This is a genomic window from Ravibacter arvi (assembly GCF_039540405.1).
Lineage (GTDB): Bacteria > Bacteroidota > Bacteroidia > Cytophagales > Spirosomataceae > Ravibacter > Ravibacter arvi.
The window spans coordinates 1-23,316 of record NZ_BAABEY010000031.1 but is presented as its reverse complement, the minus strand read 5'-3'; the positions used below and the strand labels follow the sequence as shown (position 1 = coordinate 23,316).

At 50.3% G+C, this 23,316-nt stretch carries 25 protein-coding genes; 16 read left to right on the top strand and 9 right to left on the bottom strand.

Annotation, left to right across the window (positions count from 1 at the left end):
• Window positions 1–125 precede the first annotated feature (125 nt).
• Window positions 126–650, top strand: a complete 525-nt coding sequence (locus ABD852_RS17770; protein WP_345031352.1) for a YceI family protein — start codon at window positions 126–128, stop codon at window positions 648–650.
• Between the two features lie 78 nt (window positions 651–728).
• Here ABD852_RS17770 and ABD852_RS17765 read toward each other — a convergent pair whose 3' ends face one another.
• A complete protein-coding gene (locus ABD852_RS17765; RefSeq protein WP_345031350.1) occupies window positions 729–1,790 on the bottom strand; it encodes a LacI family DNA-binding transcriptional regulator in 1,062 nt (353 codons plus the stop codon).
• Window positions 1,791–2,073: 283 nt separating this feature from the next.
• Between ABD852_RS17765 and ABD852_RS17760 the strand changes: the two genes are divergently transcribed.
• From ABD852_RS17760 to purB, 4 genes are all read left to right on the top strand, one after another.
• A complete protein-coding gene (locus tag ABD852_RS17760) occupies window positions 2,074–2,685 on the top strand; it encodes an RNA polymerase sigma-70 factor (RefSeq protein WP_345031349.1) in 612 nt (203 codons plus the stop codon).
• Between the two features lie 112 nt (window positions 2,686–2,797).
• Window positions 2,798–3,985: a mannonate dehydratase gene (uxuA, locus tag ABD852_RS17755; protein WP_345031347.1), complete on the top strand. Its 1,188-nt coding sequence runs from the start codon at window positions 2,798–2,800 to the stop codon at window positions 3,983–3,985.
• 111 nt (window positions 3,986–4,096) lie between these two features.
• Window positions 4,097–5,092 (top strand): PfkB family carbohydrate kinase, encoded by a 996-nt coding sequence (locus tag ABD852_RS17750; RefSeq protein ID WP_345031345.1) that lies wholly within the window; start codon window positions 4,097–4,099, stop codon window positions 5,090–5,092.
• A gap of 7 nt (window positions 5,093–5,099) precedes the next feature.
• On the top strand, window positions 5,100–6,452 hold the full coding sequence (gene purB, locus ABD852_RS17745) for an adenylosuccinate lyase (RefSeq protein ID WP_345031343.1): 1,353 nt from the start codon (window positions 5,100–5,102) through the stop codon (window positions 6,450–6,452).
• A gap of 71 nt (window positions 6,453–6,523) precedes the next feature.
• Here the strand turns inward: purB and ABD852_RS17740 are convergent, their stop codons facing one another.
• The 6 genes from ABD852_RS17740 to ABD852_RS17715 form a co-directional block, all read right to left on the bottom strand.
• Window positions 6,524–6,805 carry an Rdx family protein gene (locus ABD852_RS17740; protein WP_345031341.1) on the bottom strand — a complete coding sequence of 94 codons (282 nt, stop codon included), beginning with the start codon at window positions 6,803–6,805 and terminating at the stop codon, window positions 6,524–6,526.
• The gene (gene gmk, locus ABD852_RS17735) at window positions 6,802–7,380 is read right to left on the bottom strand and encodes a guanylate kinase (protein WP_345031340.1); all 579 of its coding nucleotides are present in this window, start codon (window positions 7,378–7,380) and stop codon (window positions 6,802–6,804) included. The genes ABD852_RS17740 and gmk overlap by 4 nt, the downstream gene beginning before the upstream one ends.
• A gap of 401 nt (window positions 7,381–7,781) precedes the next feature.
• Window positions 7,782–8,378, bottom strand: coding sequence for a sigma-70 family RNA polymerase sigma factor (locus ABD852_RS17730; protein WP_345031338.1), 597 nt, complete (start codon window positions 8,376–8,378; stop codon window positions 7,782–7,784).
• Window positions 8,379–8,551: 173 nt separating this feature from the next.
• Window positions 8,552–9,055, bottom strand: a complete 504-nt coding sequence (locus tag ABD852_RS17725) for a hypothetical protein (RefSeq protein ID WP_345031335.1) — start codon at window positions 9,053–9,055, stop codon at window positions 8,552–8,554.
• On the bottom strand, window positions 9,052–9,891 hold the full coding sequence (mreC, locus tag ABD852_RS17720; protein WP_345031334.1) for a rod shape-determining protein MreC: 840 nt from the start codon (window positions 9,889–9,891) through the stop codon (window positions 9,052–9,054). Before mreC ends, ABD852_RS17725 begins: the two co-directional genes overlap by 4 nt.
• A 25-nt stretch (window positions 9,892–9,916) precedes the next feature.
• The gene (locus ABD852_RS17715; protein WP_345031333.1) at window positions 9,917–10,942 is read right to left on the bottom strand and encodes a rod shape-determining protein; all 1,026 of its coding nucleotides are present in this window, start codon (window positions 10,940–10,942) and stop codon (window positions 9,917–9,919) included.
• A 161-nt stretch (window positions 10,943–11,103) separates the two neighbouring features.
• On the opposite strand from ABD852_RS17715, the gene ABD852_RS17710 reads away from it, so the two are divergent.
• Genes ABD852_RS17710 through ABD852_RS17695 form a run of 4 tightly spaced genes read left to right on the top strand, consistent with a single transcriptional unit; the run spans window position 11,104 to window position 15,175 of the window.
• Window positions 11,104–12,606 carry a GH3 auxin-responsive promoter family protein gene (locus ABD852_RS17710; RefSeq protein ID WP_345031332.1) on the top strand — a complete coding sequence of 501 codons (1,503 nt, stop codon included), beginning with the start codon at window positions 11,104–11,106 and terminating at the stop codon, window positions 12,604–12,606.
• A 2-nt stretch (window positions 12,607–12,608) separates the two neighbouring features.
• Window positions 12,609–13,781 carry a 1-deoxy-D-xylulose-5-phosphate reductoisomerase gene (locus ABD852_RS17705; RefSeq protein WP_345031331.1) on the top strand — a complete coding sequence of 391 codons (1,173 nt, stop codon included), beginning with the start codon at window positions 12,609–12,611 and terminating at the stop codon, window positions 13,779–13,781.
• Window positions 13,769–14,224 (top strand): hypothetical protein, encoded by a 456-nt coding sequence (locus ABD852_RS17700; protein WP_345031330.1) that lies wholly within the window; start codon window positions 13,769–13,771, stop codon window positions 14,222–14,224. The genes ABD852_RS17705 and ABD852_RS17700 overlap by 13 nt, the downstream gene beginning before the upstream one ends.
• 3 nt (window positions 14,225–14,227) lie before the next feature.
• Window positions 14,228–15,175 (top strand): threonine ammonia-lyase, encoded by a 948-nt coding sequence (locus ABD852_RS17695; protein WP_345031329.1) that lies wholly within the window; start codon window positions 14,228–14,230, stop codon window positions 15,173–15,175.
• Here ABD852_RS17695 and tilS read toward each other — a convergent pair.
• Window positions 15,164–16,465 (bottom strand): tRNA lysidine(34) synthetase TilS, encoded by a 1,302-nt coding sequence (gene tilS / locus ABD852_RS17690; RefSeq protein WP_345031328.1) that lies wholly within the window; start codon window positions 16,463–16,465, stop codon window positions 15,164–15,166. The genes ABD852_RS17695 and tilS overlap by 12 nt on opposite strands.
• A 105-nt stretch (window positions 16,466–16,570) precedes the next feature.
• Here tilS and ABD852_RS17685 point away from each other — a divergent pair, with 105 nt between their 5' ends.
• From ABD852_RS17685 to ABD852_RS17670, 4 genes are all read left to right on the top strand, one after another.
• The gene (locus tag ABD852_RS17685; protein WP_345031327.1) at window positions 16,571–18,127 is read left to right on the top strand and encodes an OstA-like protein; all 1,557 of its coding nucleotides are present in this window, start codon (window positions 16,571–16,573) and stop codon (window positions 18,125–18,127) included.
• A 177-nt stretch (window positions 18,128–18,304) separates the two neighbouring features.
• Window positions 18,305–18,940, top strand: coding sequence for a T9SS type A sorting domain-containing protein (locus ABD852_RS17680; protein WP_345031326.1), 636 nt, complete (start codon window positions 18,305–18,307; stop codon window positions 18,938–18,940).
• A gap of 63 nt (window positions 18,941–19,003) precedes the next feature.
• Window positions 19,004–19,927 (top strand): outer membrane protein assembly factor BamD, encoded by a 924-nt coding sequence (locus tag ABD852_RS17675; RefSeq protein WP_345031325.1) that lies wholly within the window; start codon window positions 19,004–19,006, stop codon window positions 19,925–19,927.
• Window positions 19,928–19,962: 35 nt separating this feature from the next.
• Window positions 19,963–20,277: a DNA-directed RNA polymerase subunit omega gene (locus tag ABD852_RS17670; RefSeq protein ID WP_345031324.1), complete on the top strand. Its 315-nt coding sequence runs from the start codon at window positions 19,963–19,965 to the stop codon at window positions 20,275–20,277.
• A 32-nt stretch (window positions 20,278–20,309) separates the two neighbouring features.
• Here ABD852_RS17670 and ABD852_RS17665 read toward each other — a convergent pair whose 3' ends face one another.
• Window positions 20,310–20,501 carry a hypothetical protein gene (locus ABD852_RS17665; RefSeq protein WP_345031323.1) on the bottom strand — a complete coding sequence of 64 codons (192 nt, stop codon included), beginning with the start codon at window positions 20,499–20,501 and terminating at the stop codon, window positions 20,310–20,312.
• On the opposite strand from ABD852_RS17665, the gene coaBC reads away from it, so the two are divergent.
• From coaBC to rpsT, 3 genes are all read left to right on the top strand, one after another.
• On the top strand, window positions 20,500–21,723 hold the full coding sequence (coaBC, locus tag ABD852_RS17660) for a bifunctional phosphopantothenoylcysteine decarboxylase/phosphopantothenate--cysteine ligase CoaBC (protein ID WP_345031322.1): 1,224 nt from the start codon (window positions 20,500–20,502) through the stop codon (window positions 21,721–21,723). The genes ABD852_RS17665 and coaBC overlap by 2 nt on opposite strands.
• Window positions 21,696–22,634 (top strand): type IX secretion system protein PorD, encoded by a 939-nt coding sequence (gene porD, locus ABD852_RS17655; RefSeq protein WP_345031321.1) that lies wholly within the window; start codon window positions 21,696–21,698, stop codon window positions 22,632–22,634. Before coaBC ends, porD begins: the two co-directional genes overlap by 28 nt.
• 151 nt (window positions 22,635–22,785) lie before the next feature.
• Entirely contained in the window at window positions 22,786–23,043 is a 258-nt protein-coding gene (gene rpsT / locus ABD852_RS17650; protein WP_345031320.1) for a 30S ribosomal protein S20, read from the top strand.
• Window positions 23,044–23,316: the final 273 nt, after the last annotated feature.

The window sequence follows — 23,316 nt, the reverse complement described above, 5'->3', positions numbered from 1 at the left end:
CCGTACCCACTGTTCCGCCGGGCCCGGCCCGGTTTTGAAAATATTTCAAAAAAAATTACATGTATATACAACTATTTTCTTTTGTTTTGTGTTGCCTTAATAAATAGAAATCAAACAAAATACACATGTCAACTGCACAATGGAACCTGGATCCTTCGCATAGCGAACTGCGATTCAAAGTAAAGCACCTTGGAATTTCAAGCGTAAGCGGGAGCTTCGAAGTCATAAGCGGCTCGCTGTCTTCAACAGACGACACCTTTAAGCAGGCCACAATCAGTTTTCACGCCGATGCCGCATCGATCAATACCAACAACGCGGACCGTGACAACCACCTTAAAAGCGCGGATTTTTTTGACACCGAAAATTTCGCCACCCTGGCATTTGAAGCCAAGGACGTAGACCTTACCAAAGGCAAAATCAGGGGTCTTCTGACCATCCGGGGAAATTCCATCCCGGTAGATCTGGAAGTGGACTTTGAAGGCGTAGCGAAAGATCCCTGGGGCAATGAGAAAGCGGGTTTCTCCGTTTCCGCAAAAATCAAGCGCTCCGAATTCGGCCTTACCTGGAACACGGCCCTGGAAACCGGCGGCCTCCTGGTAGGTGACGACGTAAAGATAACCGGGGAAGCGCAGTTCGTAAAGAACGCTTAAGCCCGGCGCAACAAACCAATAGTACCCCGTCGATCCCGGTAGTACCGCGGCTGTGAAAATCAGCCTGGTACGCCGGGATTAGTCCTGTATCTCAAACCCGGTTGGTTCGATCCATTTCCCGCCTTTTCTGGAGGACTCCCGGACCATTAATTCGGGTTTCAGCACCCGCGTCTCGTAAAACATATGCGGCTTTTTCGTTTCAATCATATCCAGCAGAAGTTCCGCCGACTGCCGCCCCATTTCAAAGGTAGGCTGCACCATCGTGCTGAGCGGCGGATCGATGAGCGATGAAAACGCCAGATCTGAAAATCCCATCAGGGCCACATCCGCAGGCATTTTGTACCCGAGCTGTCGCAAGGCTGCATGCGCCCCTATGGCAATGCGGTCGCTGGCCGCAAAAATAGCATCCGGCCGTTGCTTGAGCGCCATGAGCTGATAGGCCGCATCGGCCCCTACTTCGTGCCTGAAATCTCCGGTTACAATCCATTCGTCCCGCACCTCCAGGCCATATTTAATCAGCGCGTCTTTATACCCCTGTGCACGGTTCCGGCTAATGGCCAGGCTGAGGTGCCCGGCAATGTGCGCAATCCTCCTGCAGCCTTCCCTGATCAGGTGCTCGGTTGCCTGGAACGCGCCGCCGTAATCATCCACAAGCACCTTGTGGGTTTGAATTTCCTCCACAGCCCGGTCAAAAAAAACAATCGGGATGCCGTTTTCGGCTAATTCCCTGAAGTGATTGTGTTCCAGCGTGCCACTGGCGATAGAAACCAGCAGGCCGTCAACCCGCCGCGACGCAATGTGGCGGGTCCCGGAAACTTCTCTTTCGTAAACGTCATGACTTTGAAAAATCATTACCTGGTAACCGCGCTGATAGGCAACATCCTCTATTCCACCTATAACGGAGGAAAAAAAAGGGTTGGAAATATCCGGGACAATAACACCGATGCTGTAAGTCCTGTGGTTCAGAAGGCTAAGCGCGAAAGGGTTGGGTGTGTAGTGCCGCGCGCGCGCCAATTCAAGCACGCGGGCTTTTGTTTCCGCGCCGATTTCCGAGCTGTCGCGCAGTGCCCTGGACACCGTCGATTTCGATATCCCCAATTCCTTCGCCAGCTCCTTTATGGTAACAGTTTGCCTCGTCATCACCACAACACATTAGAATAATACAAAATAAATCCAAATACGGGTAAACAAATGTACGCAACAACGTACAATAAAAATGACGATAAAATCCGATTTTTCCCGTAACCTGTCCAAATCGCAACCGTTCCCGGGAACGGTTGCGCAAAAATATATTGTTTTTTTGACACACTTTCCTTGCATATCACATTGTAGCCTTCTATACTCAAAGAGCGGACGTGCAACGCGCCTGAAGCGACATTCACGGCTAATCTTGTTTTTTTCCTATCTCAATTTTCCATTTTCTATGGGTACCGAACATTCTCCAGCAGCAGTACAGACCGCGCTTCGTAAGTCGGAGCGCATGGAATTATTGCTCACCGATGTGGTTCGAAATGGCAATTACAAGTCGTATTGCGAACTTTTCAGGCGTTACTACAACGCCATGTGCGTCTATGCCATGCGTGTGGTCACTTACCGCGAAATTGCCGAGGAAGTGGTCTCCGACGTCTACATGAAACTTTGGAAAAACCGCGAGCAGATTACCGTTCATACTTCGTTCGAGGCTTACCTGTATCGCTCTGTACGCAACCAGGCGCTCGACTATCTCAAACTGAAGTCGTACCGGCCTCAGAAAAACGACACCCTCGACGTAATCGACAAAAGCAACTCATACGCAGACTGGCACACGCCCTTCGAGGAATTGGCTTTTAACGAGCTGTACCTTGAAATCGAGTCTTTTGTCAGCGCCCTTCCCAAACAGTGCCAGCTCATCTTCCGGCTGAACCGCGAGAACGGATTGAGGTACCGTGAAATCGCCGACGAACTGCAGATTTCCATAAAAACAGTGGAAACCCAAATGGGAAGAGCCCTCAAACTGTTGCGCAAACGCCTGTCGGAGCACCGTCTCGTAGCGTGACCACGCTGCAAAAGCCAGTAGAAATACATGGCAAAAGTGATATTAATGAAGGCATGTAATAACTTTACATACCAATCTTCCAAAAAAGTTAAACCAGAGTACTTATTATTTTATGGCATTAGAACAAACATGGCGCTGGTTCGGGCCCAATGACCCGGTTTCGCTGCAGGATGTGAGGCAGGCCGGTGCAACCGGGATTGTAACGGCGTTGCACCATATCCCCAATGGCCAGGTATGGTCCACTGAGGAAATACGCAAGCGAAAAAGTGAAATTGAGCGCGCCGGTCTCACCTGGTCGGTGGTGGAGAGTATCCCCGTTCACGAGGCAATAAAAACGAGGTCCGGAGACTATAAAACCTATATCCAGAACTACAAGGAATCGATTGCCAATCTCGGAAAACAAGGAATTGATACCGTTTGCTACAATTTCATGCCGGTCCTGGACTGGACCCGGACCGACCTCGATGCCCCGATGCACGACGGCTCCACAGGGTTGCGTTTCGATGCGGTGGAATTTGCAGCATTTGACCTCTTTATCCTCAAAAGGAAAGGCGCCATCCAGGATTACCCGGAACAACTCCGGAACGAGGCGTTCACCTGGTTTGAAAATGCGTCCCCGGAGGCGCTCAGGAAGCTGGAAAGAAATGTGATCGCAGGCTTGCCGGGAAGTGAGGAAAGCTTTTCAATAGAGGAATTCGCCGACGTGCTCGATACCTATAAAAACATTGGCGACTTCGAACTGCGTAACCATCTTTATGAGTTCGTCCGCGAGATTGCCCCCGTAGCCCTGGAAGCGGGCATGCGGCTTTCCATCCATCCGGACGATCCCCCCTATCCCATTCTCGGGCTTCCCCGCGTGGTCAGCACAGAAGATGATGCCCGCGCATTGCTGGAAGCATCGGACCTCGCCGCCAATGGTATCTGTTTCTGTACCGGCTCCTATGGGGTCAGACCCGACAATGACCTGCCCGGCATGGTGCGCCGCCTGGGCAACAGAATTCATTTCGTTCACCTGCGTGCTACCAAACGAGAGCCCAACGGAAGCTTCTTCGAGGCCGACCACCTCGATGGCGACGTTGATATGTACGGCGTAATGTACGAGTTGCTTAAAGAACAAAAGCGTCGCCGGGAAGAAGGCCGGACGGATCTCAGAATTCCTTTCCGCCCGGACCACGGGCACAGGATGCTCGACGATCTCAACGGCGGCAAAAGAACCAACCCGGGATACACCGCTATCGGACGTCTCCGGGGACTGGCTGAGCTGAGAGGTCTCGCCTACGGTATAGAACGAAGCTGGTAATAAAACCCGAAATCAAATGCCCGACTGCAAAGGTTGGGCATTTTTCTTATTTTTGTACCTTAATCATTGATCAGAAATCCATTCAAGAGGTAAATCCTCCAAAAATTAACTATGGGAAAATTCGTATCCTTTGGCGAGGTTCTGATGAGGCTCAGCACGCCTGGCGCGAGTCGTTTTGAACAGGCGCGGCAATTCAACATCACCTACGCGGGAGGAGAAGCAAACGTTTCTAGCGCTCTTGCTTATTGGGGACATAAAACTGCCCACGTGACCCGCTTTCCTGACTCTCCGGTCGGGCGCGCTGCTGCTCAATACCTGCAGTTCCACGGGGTTGACATTTCAAATATTCTCTATGGTGGTGAACGCATAGCGGTCTATTACCTGGAAACCGGCAGTGCGCTCCGGCCCAGCCAGATCGTTTACGACCGCTATCATTCTTCGTTTGCCGAGTTAAACCCGGCTGATTTCGACTGGGACTCTATCCTGAAGGATGCCTCGTGGTTTCACTGGGCAGGGATTACGCCGGCACTTTCCCAGGCAGCCGCCGATGCGCTTCTCGATGGCATCAAAACCGCCAACCGGTTGGGAATACCCGTGTCAGGCGATATTTTCTACCGTTCCAATCTCTGGAAATACGGGAAGAAACCTTCCGATATATTACCCGCACTCACCGAAGGAACCAACCTTGTAATCGCTAACCCCATCAACCTGAAGGATATTTACGGCATTGAATCCGACTCCTTCATCGACGGCTGCGAGAAATTCAAAGCGGCGTTCCCGGCCGTAACCAGAGTGGTCGACACCCATCGCACCTCCATCAGCGCCTCGCACAACCTGCTGCGGGCCTATCTATGGAACGGCAATGAGGTGCTGGAAACCAAAGACATCGAAATTAACCCGATCATAGACCGGGTAGGCGGCGGCGATGCATTCATTGCCGGGCTGATACACGGACTAATGACTTTCAATGACGAGCAGCGGGCGCTGGAGTTCGGTGTTGCTGCGTCGGCGCTCAAACACACCATTGAAGGCGATGCGCTGATCAGCACAGAGGCAGAAGTTGAAGCAATTCGCCAGGGCGACATAACAGGCAGGATTAAACGATAAACCGGATATGGCTTCATTAAATCAATTGACCGCTATTTCCCCGGTCGACGGTCGCTACTACAACCAGGTAACCGTTCTTTCAGAGTATTTTTCCGAGTATGCATTGATCCGGTACCGGGTCCATGTGGAAATAGAATATTTTATCGCACTCTGCGAAGCCCGGGTCCCCCAGCTTGCGGAAGTGGACCAGGCGCTTTTCCCGAGAATGCGGAAAATTGTCGCGGACTTTTCGGAGGCGGACGCCCTTTGGATCAAGGAAAAGGAAAAGGAAACCAACCACGACGTAAAGGCGGTTGAATACTTCGTCAAAGACCGGTTTGAACAACTCGGCCTGTCCCGTTTTTCAGAGTTCATTCATTTCGGCCTCACCTCGCAGGATATCAACAACACTTCCATTCCGCTGTCTGTAAAAGATGCACTGGAAAAGACCGTATTGCCGCTCTTCCGCCAGGTGCTTTTCATTCTTCGCCGTACGGCAATAGAATGGCAGAATGTGCCTATGCTCGCCTTTACACACGGGCAGCCTGCTTCTCCCACCCGGTTGGGCAAAGAATTCCAGGTATTCGTGGAGCGCCTCGGAAAACAGCTCGATTTGCTGGCGCAGGTGCCCCACTCGGCAAAATTCGGCGGTGCAACCGGCAACTTTAATGCCCACCACGTGGCCTACCCGGAAACCGACTGGATGGATTTTGCCAACCGCTTTGTGGCATCGCTCGGGCTTGCCAGAAGTAAATACACCACCCAAATCGAGCACTACGACAACCTTGCGGCGACCTGTGATGCGCTCAGGCGACTCAATACCATTCTGATCGATCTGTGCCGGGATGTATGGACCTATATTTCCATGGGCTATTTCAAACAGAAAATCAAGGAAGGAGAGGTCGGTTCATCGGCGATGCCACACAAGGTAAACCCTATTGATTTTGAAAACGCCGAAGGCAATCTGGGGGTGGCCAACGCGCTGCTGGAGCATTTTTCGGCGAAGCTCCCTATTTCAAGAATGCAACGCGATCTTACCGATTCAACGGTATTGCGCAATATCGGGGTTCCGGTTGCGCACCAGGTCATCGCCCTCAATTCCCTGCTGAAGGGGCTCGGCAAGCTCGAGCTGCACGAGCAGGCCTTAAAAAGAGACCTCGACGAAAATTGGGCTGTGGTGGCGGAAGCCATCCAGACAGTCCTTCGAAGAGAGGGTTTCCCGAAGCCATACGAAGCGCTGAAAGCGCTCACACGAACGAAGGAGAAAATAACCCAGGAAACCATTCGGCGCTTTATCGACGATCTTGAAATCGCAGAAGCAGTAAAAGAAGAGCTGCACAAAATATCGCCATTCAATTATCTTGGAATGACGGAGGGGTAGAGGTAAGGTATGAGCCGTGAGGTATGAGGTGTGAGCGGTCGGCTTTAGGCTTGCACCTCATACCTCATACCTCACCCCTTCTTATCACTATGCCCAAGGTTTTTTTTGGGCGCTACGAGATCCCGTACGCGCTGTTTCAAGTCTTTTATTTCGGGAAAGCCGCCTGCTGTTTTCCGGTCCCAGACGATTTCGTCTCCAATCAGAATGGTAAATTGTCCTGCGGTTTCCGCCGGACAAAGTGTCACGCCCCGCAGGTCATCCACAAACGTGGTCAGCAGTTCCTGGCTGATCCAGGAAGCTCTGAGCAGCCAGCCGCATTTGGGGCAATACTGAATGGTAACCAGCGGTTTCATGGGCGATTCAGAAAGTTTTCCACCAATACTTCCGCTTTCGCAAGGGTATCTTCCAGCCGGTCATTCCATAGGACCACATCAAACTGGTCCTTAAAGCCTGATTCATAGCGGACTTTCTCCATGCGCCGGTTCAGCGATGCCTCATTCTCGGTACCTCTCGCATTGAGGCGTTTGTAAATTTCTTCTTCGGATGATACGCCCACAAAAATGGCCAACGCCTGGTCCTTATAGACTTCCTTCAATTTAAGGCCGCCTTTTACGTCCACGTCGAAAACAACAGTCCTGCCGCTTTTCCATAAACGTTCTATTTCGGCGCGGAGCGTTCCGTAAAAGTTATCGCGGTAGACCTCCTCCCATTCAACAAATTCACCATTGGCTATCTTTTCCCGGAAGGTCTCCGGGGATAAAAAATAATAGTCTGCCCCGTCTACCTCATGGGCTCGCGGCTCACGGGTACAGGCAGAAATCGAGAATGCAAGTTTTTCTGGAAACGCCTGCAGGAGATGGCGTACAATAGTCGTTTTTCCGGACCCGGAGGGGGCAGAAAAAATAATCAGCTTACCTTGAGGAGACACCGGATGACAATATGACAGTTAAACTACTTGCTGTTAAAGCAAATTCAATTTGATTTTGATCGTATTCACCAGATTATCCGGACAGGTTTTCCGTTCCAGCTTGTTGCACAACGAGTCCTTGATGCACTTTGCCAGGTGATACTCGTTAATACAGGGCATACACACATCCATATTTGCCCTGAAATGATTTTTCTCTTCCTCCGTAGCCTCACCATCCAAAATTGCCTGAATCATCCTCATGCACTTCTCGTGGTTCTCGCATGATGTTTTCATCCCTGCATTTAACGCTCCGTCAACCGAACTATTGGACGTCATATCCATTCAAAAACGCTGTTTGCTAAACTGATAAATTATGTCTTTGCTGATAGGTAAACCTCAGTAGGCCCTAAAAAAGTTTCACATCAGGCGTCATATCCCATAGATGTTGCATAATTTTTCAGTTTCTCTTTCAGGAGGTTGCGTGCACGGTGCAGCCGTGACCGCACCGTACCGATCGGAATGTCCAGTATTTTGGCCATTTCCTCATAGGTAAAACCCTCGATATCGCAAATAATAATCACGGTTCTGAAATCGACAGGCAACGAGTTCAGCGCATTGGCCACCTCGTCTCCAATCATATCCTGCACGGTGTTCGCCCGCAGATCCACAGTCGTCTGTACCTCCCCGCCCTCTTCCGAATTGTAGGTGGTCTCAATTTCCTGGTAGTCTACCTTGGCAGGCTCTTTACTGCGTTTCCGGTAGTCGTTGATGAAGCTGTTTTTAAGGATGCGGAACAACCACGCCTTGGCGTTGGTCCCCTGCTCAAATGACGAAATAAACCGGAATGCCTTCAAATAAGTGTCCTGCACCAGATCATGCGCATCATCCTCGTCCATCGTAAGCCGGAACGCGAAGTTGTACATGGAGTCAATATGAGGCAAAAACTCCCGGTTAAATATGTGATAACGTTGATCGTCCGTTGATTCCTCTTTCACGTTTTTTGACATGGCTACTGACATAATCCTTACAATTTACTAATTCAAATCATAAAAATGTCACTCGAACTTATAAAACTTAACGTCTGAAACAAGGTGACAATTGCCCAAGAGTTACTTTTTCACTAGTTGTCAACTCGAGTAGTGGTAAGTAAAAAACTCGCGCCAGGTAGGATATCCCGTCAATTTGGCAGCTTCTATTGTTTTACGAAAGATTGCCAGATGAGGATGCCCGTCATCGTAAAAACACTGCTGGCCACGATTCTGATCACCGTATAGAGAATGAGATTGAGCGAATTGGCCTCTATTAAAAACAGCATGGCGGAGTGCAGCAGCACAAGCGGAAAAACAACCCGCGTAAAGACGACAAAGCCCACCCGCCTCAGCGAGAGCGTGACCAGCTCTTCGCCGCTCAGCCGCGCCTGGCGATCTATCACAAAGCTCCGCGCATAGGCAACCGCCACGGTCGCCGAAGCATGAAGTCCCAGGGTATTCATGAACATGTCGAGCACGATACCGGTGAGAAAAGCGATGAGCAGGTACAGCATCTTGTCCATCTCCGGCGGCAATACCAGGATGGCCCCTATATAAAGAAAGCAGAATGCATAATTAAACAGGACCAGGTCCCGCAGGAACAGGATCTGCACGATAAGGCAGAAAAGCAGACTGAAAGTGTAGAAAAGTGCGTTCCTGAGACTCATGGCTGGCGATCGGCGTTTTCTTTCAGACGCTCCAAATCCGGGAGCATGTGGTTCTTGATGACATATACGTACCCGAGCGTTCTGAAATCGGTGGAGAGCCGGAGATCAATGTTATAAGAAGCCTCACTGGAAGGCGACTCGACTTTTTTCACAAACCCTACGATAACACCGGGCGGAAAAACCTGGTTATAGCCCGAAGTATAGGCAGTATCGCCGACTTCTACCTTTTTAAAACGCGAAATATCCAGCAGCTTTACTTCATCTACATTTTTCCCGTTCCAGACTACCGTGCCGATTTCCCCGCTCCCGGGCAGCTCGGTCGACACCATGAAACGACTGTGTAAAATGGACGTCACCACCGACATCCTGGGCGAACAATGCAGTACCTTGCCCACTACGCCTGTCGCGGAGATAACACCCATGCCCGGTGCAATCCCGTCCAGGCTCCCCTTATCGATCGTCAGGTAATTGTTGGCCATATTGGTCTGGATATCAATAACCTTAGCCAACGTATATTCATATCGGGAAGCGAACGTAGAATCGGGAATATAGCCGGCCGGAGCCTGTACCGGCCTCTCCTGTAGCAACCTGGTCAACTCCTGGTTCAGCCTTACATTTTCTTCGGCAAGCTGACGGTTCACTTCACGCATACCGACATACTCTTTTACCGTATTGGCAAACCCCAGAACCGAAGCCACATACCAGTTGGAAGTGTTAAAATACAACACCCCCCAGGATGTATTGCTCCCGACCAACAACCGGAAGCAAACCACTTGCAGAAAAACAAAAAAAATAAAACTCCGGTGTCGCGAGATAAACGCAAATAACTGTGACATTGGACGGCTGGGTCTCAGGCCGTCGTCAGGTCATGAGAACCGGTTTATACAATTCTAGGTTCTTCAATACTTCACCAGTTCCGCGTACTACGGCCTTCAGCGGCTCATCGGCCACATGGACCGGAAGCTTTGTTTTACCGGCTATGCGCTTGGCAAGCCCATGGATAAGAGCCCCGCCGCCGGTGAGATAGATACCATTCTTGTATATATCCGCAGAAAGCTCGGGCGGAGAAATCTCGAGTGCTTTCATGACCGCATCCTCAATCTTGGAAATCGATTTATCGAGCGAATAAGCAATTTCACTGTACCCGACTTTTATCTCTTTCGGAATTCCCGTCATCAGGTCGCGGCCACGGATTTCGTAGTCTGCCGGGGGATTTTCAAGCTCGGGAAGCGCGGAGCCGATCGACATTTTGATCATTTCCGCAGAACGTTCCCCGATCAGGAGATTGTGTTCACGGCGCATATAATCCACGATATCCCGCGTAAATACATCGCCGGCAATACGTGCAGACTGCTCACAGACGATACCGGAAAGGGCAATTACCGCAATTTCGGTAGTCCCTCCGCCAATATCGACGATCATGACCCCGTTGGGCTGTGTAATATCAATCCCGATACCGATTGCGGCGGCAATAGGCTCATGTACCATGTACACCTCTTTTGCCCCGGCATGGTCGCAGGAGTCTTTTACGGCACGCTTTTCCACTTCGGTGATTCCCGAGGGAATACATACCACCATCCGGTGCGAAGGAGAGAAAAAGCGGCTGCCCGGCCCGATCATTTTGATCATGCCGCGAATCATCATTTCAGCAGCCGTAAAGTCGGCTATTACTCCATCGCGGAGCGGCCGGATCGTCTTGATATTTTCATTGGTTTTTTCATGCATCTGCATGGCTTTATGACCAATTGCCAATATCTTGCCGCTCATTTTGTCGATCGCAATGATAGACGGTTCGTCGACTACAATTTCATCTTTATGTATAATCAGGGTATTGGCCGTACCCAAATCGATCGCTATATCACTAGTCAAAAAATCAAATAACCCCATCCTTAAATCCTAATTATTCTTTCTTCCTGTATTATGGTTTGCAAAAATAAAGATAATTAGATACAATCAAAGTGTATTTTTAGATTTCAGGCGTTCTCTAATACTTTTTTAAGAAGTTGTCATTTTCGGCCTAATTTCTAAATACTCGTTACCTTTGCACCATGGGCATTCGATCAAATTTAAGCAGGCCATTGGCCCGGTTTATAGCCAATCAGGAATCACGCTGGATAGAAGACCCGGTGGAATTTCAGAAAAAATGGCTGTCAAAACTCGTTAAAACAGCCATTCCGACACAATTCGGAGCGGATCACCGCTTTGCGGAAGTCCGTACTTATGACGACTTCAGGCAGGCGGTTCCCATACGTGACTATGAAGGTCTGAAGCCTTATATCGAGCGTATCAAAAAGGGCGAGGAACATGTGCTCTGGCCCGGTCGTCCATTGTATTTTGCCAAGACTTCGGGTACAACGTCAGGCACCAAGTACATCCCCATTTCGGGCGATTCGATCAGCAACCATATTGACTCGGCACGTAACGCCATTCTGAGTTATATCAACCAAACAGGAAAGTCCGGTTTCCTTGACAAGGGACTTATTTTTTTGTCCGGCAGCCCTGTTCTCACCGAAACCAGCGGCATAAAAACCGGCCGCCTTTCCGGCATTTCCAACCACCACGTTCCGGCTTACCTGAGAAGCAACCAGCTGCCCAGCTATGAAACGAATTGCATTGAAGACTGGGAGACCAAACTCGAGAAGATTATCGACGAAACCCTCCACCAGGAAATGGGATTAATCTCGGGGATTCCGCCCTGGATGCAAATGTATTTCGACAGAATCATCCAGCGCACCGGAAGACCTATCAAGGATGTATTTCCCGATTTCTCTCTGCTTATTTACGGTGGAGTCAATTTTGAACCCTACCGCGCACGCCTTTTCGAATCAATCGGAAAACCCGTCGACTCGATCGAGACCTACCCCGCTTCAGAGGGTTTTATCGCCTACCAGGACAGCCAGGAAGACGAAGGATTGCTGCTGCTCCTCAACACCGGTATCTTTTTTGAGTTTATCCCACTGGACAGCTATTTTTCCGATAACCCGCAGCGCCTGAGGCTGCAGGAGGTAGAAACCGGCAAAAGTTATGCGCTGGTCATCAACAACAATGCCGGCCTCTGGGGGTATTCCATCGGGGATACCGTGAAGTTTGTCTCTACCAACCCCTACCGCATCGTAGTTTCCGGCCGTGTCAAACACTTCATTTCCGCTTTCGGCGAGCACGTGATCGGGGATGAAGTTGAAAAAGCGCTGAAACATGCCATGGAACGGCATCCGGAAACGGTCGTAACTGAGTTTACCGTAGCGCCCATGGTAACTCCGGCGGAAGGCCTCCCCTATCATGAATGGCTGATCGATTTCGCGCGCCCTCCGAAAGACCCGGAAAAGTTCCGCGATGACCTGGATGCTGCCATGACCAGGCTGAATATTTACTACGATGACCTGATCACGGGGAACATCCTCCGAAAACTGGTAATCACCCCGCTGCGGGAAAACGCCTTTGTTGACTACATGCGCAGCGAGGGAAAGCTCGGCGGCCAGAACAAAGTCCCGCGGCTGTCAAACGACCGCGTCATTGCCGAAAAACTCGCGCAGTGGAAAAAAACGGATTAAGAATGAGTATCAAACGAATTGCAATATTGGGTTCGACCGGTTCAATCGGCACCCAGGCCCTGGAGGTCGTCAGCCATCATCCGAACCTCTTTTCTGTAGAAGTACTGACGGCGCAACAAAACGCCGATCTCCTGGTCGAACAAGCCCGGAAATTTCGCCCGAAGGAAGTCGTTATCGGGAATGAGGCGCTTCATTCAAAAGTATCGGAGGCCCTTTCCCCCCTCGGCATAAAGGTATACAAGGGTGATGCTGCAATTGCCGACCTGGCGGGCCAGTGCGAAGCCGATATGGTACTTACCGCCCTGGTAGGCTACGCCGGGCTGCTGCCGACGGTAAGAGCTATCGAGGCCGGCAAGCATATTGCGCTGGCCAACAAGGAAACCATGGTCGTTGCCGGCGAGCTGATCGCCCGGATGGCTTTGGAGCACCAGGTTTCCATTTACCCGGTGGACTCGGAGCACTCCGCGATTTATCAATGCCTGATCGGGGAAAACGAGCGCGATGTGGACAAAATAATCCTGACTGCCTCCGGCGGGCCTTTCCGGGGCAAAAGCCGCGAATTCCTTTCTACCGTCACCAAAGCCCAGGCGCTGAAGCATCCCAACTGGTCAATGGGTGCAAAGATCACCATTGACTCCGCAACACTGATGAACAAGGGCCTCGAAGTAATTGAAGCCCGCTGGTTGTTCGGTGTCATGCCCGCGCAGATTGACGTGGTCGTGCATCCGCAAAGCATCATTCATTCCATGGTGCAGTTCCAGGACGGCAGCATTAAAGCGCAGCTCGGATTACCGGATATGCGCCTTCCCATCCAGTACGCGCTTCATTTTCCGGGCCGGCTTTCCTCTAATTTCCCGCGTTTCAATTTCCTGGATTACCCGACCTTCACATTTGAAAAACCCGATACGGAAACGTTCCCCTGCCTGCGTATCGCCTATGAATCGCTTGAAAAAGGCGGCAACCGCCCCTGTGTGATCAACGCCGCCAACGAGGTTGCGGTCGCGGCATTTCTCAGGGATGAAATATCATTTTTGGAGATCCCCGAGCTGATTGAAAAAATAACGGGCAAAATTGATTATATTCAGAACCCAACCCTTTCGGATTATGTTCAGACAGATACGGAGACCAGGGCCAAAGCGTTAGAACTAGTCAACAATCGGAAATGCTGGATGTAAATTTGCTGAGTAAGTATCTGGCAGTCGCGTTGGCCAGTACCCTGAAATACCTCGGCGGGACTTTTACCGGGTTTGCTTTAGGACTTCACTGGACCGAAACCGCGCTTTGCTCCACCATAGGGATGATGTTCACCGTGGTACTGATCAACTATGCTGGCACCTCTGTCCGAAACTATATGGCCTCTGTCCGGAAAAGCAAGCCAAAACGCTTTACGCGCTTCAACCGTCTCGCGGTGAAAGTTTGGCGGGGCTTCGGTACAAAGGGTATTGCATTTCTTACACCGGCATTATTCACCCCTCCGCTCGGAAGCGCACTGCTGGTGGCTTTCAGGGCGTCGCGCAAGGGTAGCTTTTTGTGGATGCTGTTGAGCGGGCTCGTCTGGGGCGTCATTTTTACCCTGCTGGTTTATAGGCTTGAATTTATCAGACACTGGTTCACCTGAGTGATGACTTTCCCGACAGCAAATGAAATCGACGCAGCGCACGAGCGCATCCGGCCTTACATTCACCGTACGCCGGTGCTGACTTCAAAGCAGCTGAACCTGTTGGCCGGTGCGGAGATTTTCCTGAAGCCGGAAAACCTTCAGAAAGTCGGTGCGTTCAAGGCCCGGGGCGCATTGAACGCCGTGCTTTCTCTTTCCCCGGAGGAGCGAAAAAATGGTATTGTTGCACATTCTTCGGGCAACCATGCCCAGGGAGTCGCCTATGCATGCCAGGTAGCCGGCATCCCCGCCTATATTGTCATGCCGGAAAACTCGCCCCGGGTCAAAATCGATGCAGTCCGGGGATATGGCGCAGCGGTAAGCTTTTGCGAGAATACCCCGCAGGCAAGGCAAAAGGCAGCGGATCAGCTTCAGCATGAAACCGGCGCTGTTTTTGTACACCCGTACAACGATTACCGGGTAATTGCCGGCCAGGCCACAGCCGCCAAAGAACTGATAGAAGACCTCGACGAAGATCCCGATTTTCTGCTTTGCCCGGTCGGAGGCGGCGGACTGCTGAGCGGCACTGCCCTTTCGGCTCATTATTACGCCGCCGGAACTAGGGTGATTGCCGGAGAACCCGAGGGCGCAGCCGATGCTATTCTTTCTTTCCAGAAAGGTGAGATTACCAACGCGCCATTTGTCAAAACCATCGCCGACGGGCTTCTTACTACTTTGGGCGACAAAACTTTCGCGGTCATACAGGAACACGTAACCGACATTGTAACCGTTACGGACGCTGACATTATCGAGACTATGAAATGGATTTGGGAGCGTTTAAAAATCGTTGTCGAGCCTTCCGGGGTAGTCGCGCTGGCCGCAGTAATCAAGTACAAGGGTTTGTTCCGCGGGAAGAAACTGGGCGTGATACTGACCGGCGGGAACGTGGACCTAGGAAGTCTACCCTTCTGAAATGCTCACTTTCGCAATCCTGGTAGTTTCGGGCGTTACGCGTGCTGCGTGCCCCCCCCTGATGCCTACCAGCCAGACGATACACCCCTCACGGTCTGTCAGAACTCTCACTCTGCTCTTCGCCACAAGGTCTATTTTGAGGTCAATCAGCAGATCCGAGACCTTCTTTTTCCGACCTTTCATCCCGTAAGGACTGAAGGCGTCACCGGGTTCCCAATTTCTGAGCGCCAGCGGCAGGTGCAGCCTGTCGGCATCGAAATAGGCCACATTGCCCGTTGCCCGGGCTTCAAAATTCTCAGGTTTTTCAAAATAGACTACCTCAATTTCCCTACGATCCGTCAATGCCGTCTCCCGCTCAATTCCGGCAAGAATCAGCGTATTACGGTCTTTGACAATCCGGTGGGTGGCCGATAAAAAGATCTTGCCGGATAAACCGTCCAGCGTCCCGGCGATCTCCTTCGCCTGCCTGTAAGAAAATCCGAAAGGTTCCACGATTCTGTGAAGTTGGAAAGCCGGTGAAACCGCATTCCTTACCGCATCGATCTCTATGCGAATTTCGCCGTCGTGCTCCGAAACCGCTTCTTTCTCCCAGGACACCAGCGCATGCTCGAGCAAAAGTTCTGCCCCTCTCACCCGTTCGGCAACGTTGCCGACCGTGGAAGTCAATGAAGGATTGATTTTTCTCAATACGGGTACCACTTCTTGACGGATCCGGTTTCTGCGGTAATAAACGTCGCGGTTCGACTGATCCTCCCGCCATACCAAACCATTTTCTGCAGCATACTGCTCAATCTGTCCGCGGCTGAAATTCAGCAGCGGTCTTATTATCCTGCCGTTCCGGGGGAGCATGCCCCTTAGTCCCTTTACACCTGCCCCCCGAACCAGGTTGAGCAGCACCGTCTCTACCTGGTCGTCGGCATGATGGGCAACCGCGATCAGATCGTAGGCATATGTGTCAGCCAGCTCTGAAAACCACTCATATCGCAGTCTTCGGGCGGCCATTTGCGTAGATAACTTCCACTTTTCGGCGTACTCCCTGGTTTGAAACGTAATCTCGTGATAAGTAAACCCAAAATCTTTTGATAACTGCCTCACCAGCCTGGCATCAGCGTCCGAGGCCTCGCCTCTCAGGTTAAAATTACAGTGGGCAACCGCGCAGTCCCTTCCGGCTGCCCGGTAAAGGTGGGCCATCACCACGGAATCAACACCGCCGCTTACGGCCAGCAAAATACGCCCCGGGTGATCGGGGCCGGCCAGGAGGTCAGATTCTGTTAAAAATGATGATAACATAAACGCATCTTCTTACAGTCGTTATTTTTGCGCGGGATTTTGTGCAAAATAAAAACACAATGGGATTGCAACCAATTTAAGACTTCCTGCGTCTCTAAAAAAGAAATGATCAGATATCTCTACATAACGCTCGCACTCCTCATTCCCCTGCTCGGCAAGAGCCAGGCGCCTGCCGACACGAGTAAAATTGTTGAAATAATTTCAGCCGAAGACCTGACGATTATCAGCAATGAGGCCGGTGAAACCAGGAAACTGAAGCAAAACGTAAAACTCAGGCATGAAGGGGCGGTTATGTATTGCGACAGCGCTACCCAGCACGTGTTGTCGAATTTTATAGAAGCCTATGGCCGGGTTAAAATAGTGCAGGGAGATACCGTTACGGTTACGGGCGACACCCTCCACTATTTCGGGAATACCAAACTTGCGATCATGCTCGGGCGCAAGGCCCAGCTCATAGATGCTACCCGTACGCTGACTTCCCGAAGGCTGGAGTACGATATGATGAACGGCATTGCGAGCTATAAGACGCCGGGTATCACCGTAGACAAGTCAGACACACTGACCAGCAATACCGGCTTCTACAATGTCAGGAACAAAGAGTACACGTATTACCAGAATGTAAAGCTGGTGAGTCCCAAATACACCCTTACCACCGATACGCTATTGTTTCAATCCCTTACGAAGTGGACTTTCTTTAAAGGAAACACAAAAATAGCCAATAAGGACGGGGTGCTGATCGGCAAAAAAGGCAAGCACAATACCGAGACAGGGGAATCCATTTTCGATACGCGGACCACTGTAGATAACGAGTCTTATACCCTCACCGGAGATTCGCTTTACTATGACGAGCCCAACAAAAAGGGGTATGCACGCGGCCGGGTTGAAATGATCGCCAAAAAAGACAGCACCATACTTACGGGCAACGAAGCGATGTACCGCGGCGGCGAAGGTTTCTCAAAAGTATTCGGCCAGGCGCTCGTAAAGACCATTCTCTCCCGGGATACGCTCTTTATCAGGGCCGACACCCTGTATTCAATCGAAAACAGGGAAGACAGCACCAGGAAGATGATTGCCGACCGCAATGTATTCATCTATAAAACCGACTTCCAGGGCATTTGCGACTCGCTGACCTACAACAACGCAGACTCTATTATCAACTTTTACAAGAAACCGGTATTGTGGGGCGACCTCAACCAACTGGAGGCCGATTCGATTACCGTCTGGCTGGTCAACAGCAAGATCAATAAAATGCACCTGAGGGGAAACTCATTTGTTATTTCGGAAGACAGCCTTATCAAACAGTACAACCAGGTAAAAGGGCGAGTCATCCTGGCTTATTTCGACAAGAGAAGCAAAGTGGAGCGAGTTGACGTGGACGGCAACGGCGAAAGCATCTATTATGCGATGGATGACAAAGAAACGCTGATCGGCCTTAATCGTGTGCTATGCGGGAAAATGAACATAAGATTCGCCGAAGACAAGGTGCAGCGGATTGCTTTTCTGGGGCGACCGGACGGCCGGCTTATACCGCCGCACCTGATCAGACAGGGCGAACGCGAGCTGGAAGGATTTCAATGGCGCATTGAACAAAAGCCGACCAAGGAAGTAACTACCTGGCAGACCGCAGCAAAAATACCTGAAGAAAAGCGGAAGGCGAGATAACGAAAAATGTTAATATTTATTAAATGGATACCTGTTTTTTTTGATTTTATACGAAGCAGTGTATATTTTTGTACTAAAAGAGACACGGGGCAGCTCGGGCAACTGCTCCGGTCACCAGGTCGGAAAGTGTTTTTGGAACAGAAAAAAATTGAATAGCTATTGAAAAACTTTTAGGCAATGAGACACATATTCTATTTCCTGTATATTCTTCTATTGGGAGCAATCGCGACCAGTAGCGTATATGCGCAGGAAAAAGGAAGCCGTCTCAATATGGCCGGAAAGAATAAACCGACTGTTCCGAATCGTAAATCTCCGTTGTCTTTTTCTCCTTACAAAGTAAGCAATCAGCCGCTTATCCTGGAAAAATCGTCGGCAGTCAGCACGTATTACCGGACACTTCTTTTTGGCAACGCCCATGACACCGCTGCGCTCAGCGAAGATGGCCGAGAGGTAGAAACCAGTGAAGTTTCGGCGCCTCAGGCTATGTCGCCGAAGCCGGTTAGTTTTGAAAACAGCAGCCAGGAGAACGAAAACCTGTATGTAAACGATCGGATCGCGGTTAAAAACCTTTATCCGAACCCGGCAAATGAATATGCATTGCTCCAATACAATATGGGGCTCGACATAAAAGATGCAAAAGTCTCGCTATATAATGTACTGGGAGCAACCGTAAAGGAATATTCGCTTAATCGCCAATCTCAACAGCTCCATGTAGACACCCGCCAGCTCCCGAACGGGGTCTATTTCTACCAGCTAACGGTAGACGGACAGAAGGTTGCCACAAAGAAACTACTGGTCAGGCATCATCAATAAATAACACCTTGGCCACTGATTCTTTGCTTCTTCCAATATTATTTTCATTACCTTTGCGTACTTATGCAAAAGACTAAATTGAGGCAATACCTTTTCGTATTGGCAAGCCTTTTGTTGCTGGCTTCCTGTTCTAAGTTTTCTAAACTTCAGAAAAACGGTACGCAACAGGAAAAATACAGTGCGGCGCTTGAGTACTACAAAAAAGCAGAGTACTACAAAGCAGGCCTCCTCTTTGAGGAGCTCATCCCGCTTTTGAAAGGCGGCACCGAGGCCGAGCTGGCCGAATTCTACAATGCTTATTGCCAATATCACCAGGGGCTCTATTCTTCCAGCCAGTTTCTTTTCAAGAAGTTTTACGATACCTACGCACGCAGCTCTTATGCGCTCGAAGCCTATTACATGCATGCGTTTTCGCTTTACAAGGATTCTCCACCGGCCAGTTTGGACCAGTCCAATACCATGACTGCCATTTCAGCGCTTCAGGACTTTGTGAACCGATACCCGGACAGCCCCTTTCAGGATGAATGTACCAAGTACATCCTGGAGCTCCGGCAAAAGCTGGAATTGAAGGCCTATGAAAAAGCCAAGCTCTACTATAAGATCAGCGATTTTCAATTCTATTCACTGAAATCTTCGGTCATTGCCATCACCAACTTTCAAAAGGACTTTCCCGATTCGGGATACAACGAGGAGCTGGCATACCTGAAAGTAGACGCCCAGTACAACCTGGCCAAGAGCAGCCTTCCGAACAAACAGAAAGAGCGCTACCTGGATGTGCTTACCTTTTATCGGGCGTTTGTAGACAAATACCCGCAAAGCAGCTACGGACGCAGCGCCGAGAAGCTGTATAATGAAAGCCAGAAAGAAATAGAGAAGATCATCAAGATCGAAGAAGAAATCAAAAAGCAGAAGGAGCTGCAGGACAACGACCCGAATTCCCCTGCCAGGATATCAACCTCGGCCAGTCAGCCGCGGAACAATAAGTAAGAATCGAAGAACAACAGAATACAACAGGTAGAAAAATGGCAACAAATCCATCGATAATCACGCGTGATACAGATCGTATCGCTGAAAAAACAGGAAACCTTTATGAGTCGGTTTCTATCATTTCAAAGCGTTCCCGTCAGATTTCGAGCAAGGTGAAAGAGGAATTGAACAACAAACTTGCTGAGTTCGCATCAGGTGTTGATAATCTGGAAGAGGTTTTCGAGAACCGCGAGCAAATTGAAATCTCCAAATTCTACGAGCGCATGCCGAAAGCGAGCAGCATGGCAATTGACGAGTTTTTGGAAGACGGTACTTACAGCGCCTATCGCAATACAAACGCTGAAAAGTAAGCAATAAACCGGCTGAGGGGCCCACCGGGCTTTCAACCGGCATCCAAGTGCAGTAATTGACCGAAAAGGCTGCCCGAGAACTGTTCCTTAACCAAAATGGGGCGCAGCATCCCGGTCGGCCTTTTTGCCTGTTCAGGCATGAGGGGGAGCGCCGAGTTGAAGATCTTTTTTATAAAGTAGCCGCCAGTCCTTAAACCCTTGTCGTTCATCGCCCACAGCTCCATGAAACCGTTACAATCAAAAAAAATACTAATCGGTGTCACCGGTAGCATTGCCGCTTACAAAGTATGCCACCTGGTACGCCTGCTCGTAAAGGAAGGTGCGGAAGTACGGGTGATCATGACAGCTTCTGCCCGCGATTTCGTAACCCCGCTCACACTTTCCACACTTTCCAAAAACCCTGTTCTTGGCAGTTTTTTCGAAGACCGGGAGACCGGTGTCTGGAACAATCACGTTGAGCTGGGTCTATGGGCAGACATTTTACTGATTGCTCCTGCAACCGCTCATACATTGGCAAAGTGTGCGAACGGTATCTGTGATGACCTCCTCCAGGCGGTTTATCTTTCTATGCGGTCTGGCGTTTACTTCGCCCCTGCTATGGACCTTGATATGCTTCAGCACCCGGCCACCCAGGCTAACCTCGATCGCATCCGCTCTTTTGGCAACCGGGTTATCAACCCCGGCTACGGTGAGCTGGCCAGTGGATTGACAGGCGCCGGCAGGATGGCCGAACCTGAAGAAATATTGCAGGTATTGACCGTCCATTTCTCCGCCCGCCCGGAAGCAGCAGGTAAAAAAGTACTCATCACCGCCGGGCCTACACAGGAAGACCTTGATCCCGTCCGCTTTATCAGCAACCATTCCTCCGGCAAAATGGGGTATGCGCTGGCCAAAGCTTTTTCCAATGCGGGCTGCGAGGTTACTGTCATAGCAGGCCCGGTCAAACTGGCCGCACCGGAAGTCTCCGAATTTGTGCCGGTCCGATCTGCCCGCGAGATGTACGAGGCTACGGTTTCCCGGTTCGAGAAATTTGACCTGATCATTTTTGCAGCCGCTGTCGCCGACTATGCTCCCGCGCACAAGGCACCCGAAAAAATAAAAAAGGATGGCGATACCCTGTCGCTTGACCTGGTAAAAACCATTGATATTGCCGCGACGATCGGGCGGTCCCGCCTATCCCATCAGCTGCTTATGGGCTTCGCACTGGAAACCCAGCATGAGCTTGAAAACGCAAAAGCGAAGCTTGCGAAAAAAAACTTCGATTTCGTCGTGCTGAACTCACTCAAGGATGCTGGGGCAGGGTTTGGACATGAAACCAATAAAATACGCGTTATAGACAGGGAGCAAAACGTAACTACCTTTGATCTGAAACCTAAAAACGAGGTGGCAAACGACCTGTTGGAAATAATTCTGAACAAATGGCAAAAAGAACAGCAATTCTCCTGAAGTTTCTGGCGCTCGTTTTTATGATGGGTTACGGCCGGCTCTCTGCGCAGGAGCTCAATTGTACGGTCAATGTAAGCTTCGACCAATTGGCCGGCCGGAACATTGACCAGCAAGTCATCCAACAACTGAAAACCTATATAACGGACCTGCTCAATAAAAGAAGCTGGACGACCGACCAGTTCTCCCAGGAAGAACGTATCAAGTGCAACCTGAATATTAACGTTGTACAGTCTCCCAGCGTCGGTTCCTACCAGGCACAGGCTGTTTTTACGGTCAGCCGCCCGGTTTTCAACGCCAACTACGAGACCAATTTGTTCACTTTCGTAGACCGGGACTTCAATTTTCAGTTCCTGCCTAACACACCGTATTTTTTCAATGAAAACAGTTATACCGACGAGCTGTCGTATTCGGTTGCCTTCCTGGCCTACATAGCACTCGCCATTGACTATGATTCGTTCAGCAAACTGGGGGGCTCGCCCTATATTCAGAAAGCGTTTAACCTGGCAAACCTGGCCCGCAATGCGTCGCCTTACCAGCGCCCATGGTCACCGGGAAGCGGCGGCTCGGATGCGCGTACGCGTTATTGGCTGATAGAAAACCTGAACAGTCAGCAATTTATCCCCTATCGCGAGGGTCTCTATCAATATCACCGCCAGGGTCTGGATGTGCTTGTGGATTCACCGGCAAAAGGCAGGCGGGAAGTCATGACCGCGCTCAATGGTATGCGCCAGGTAGCGCTTCTCCGGCCAGGATCGTTGCTGCTCAACTCTTTTTTTGATGCAAAAACGGAAGAGCTTTACAACGTTCTGCGGGAAGGAAGCCAGGAGGAAAGACAAAAGGCCTTCACCTGGCTGTCTTCTATGGACCCGGCCAAGACGGAAAGCTACCGGAGGCTGGTAACACCCCTGTGACGTGCACCGGAGGGACCTACCTTCTGCGTCGGGTGCCGAGCCCGGAAAAAGCCCGGTCACCCTGTAATTTTTTAACAAAATACTTGGTTACAAGTTAATTTAAGATTACTTTTGCAGACCAATTCAGAAAAAGACAATACCTGAGAATATAATGGCAAATCACAAGTCTGCAGAAAAAAGAATCCGGGCAAACGAAAAAAAACGCCTTCGTAACAGATTTCAGCACAAAACTACCCGTTCTTACATCAAGAAACTTCGTTTGACTACCGACAAAGAAGTAGCGGGTGAACTATATAAAACAGTTTCTTCTTTGCTGGATCGCCTGGCGAAGAAAAATGTTATTCACAAAAACAAGGCAGCCAACCAAAAATCCAAACTGGCTCGTTTTGTAAACCGCCTTGCTGCGTAAGTTCGTTTTACGAAAGACATTTTAAAAAAACCTCCTGACGGAGGTTTTTTTCGTTTTACCCCTCTCCTTCCGACCATGGCGCAGGGGTCTCGTCTTCCGGCCTTTCTACTTTAATCCAAACTCAAAAACAGGCCATTTTCTTTTGTGAAGGGGCAAAACGCCGAAACCCGCGGTCTCCGTGGTAAAAAGCAAACCACAAAGAGCGCAAAGTACACAAAGACTGCTATACAAGCCCTCACAGAAAAAACTTCGTGCTCTTCGTGGCCTCCGTGG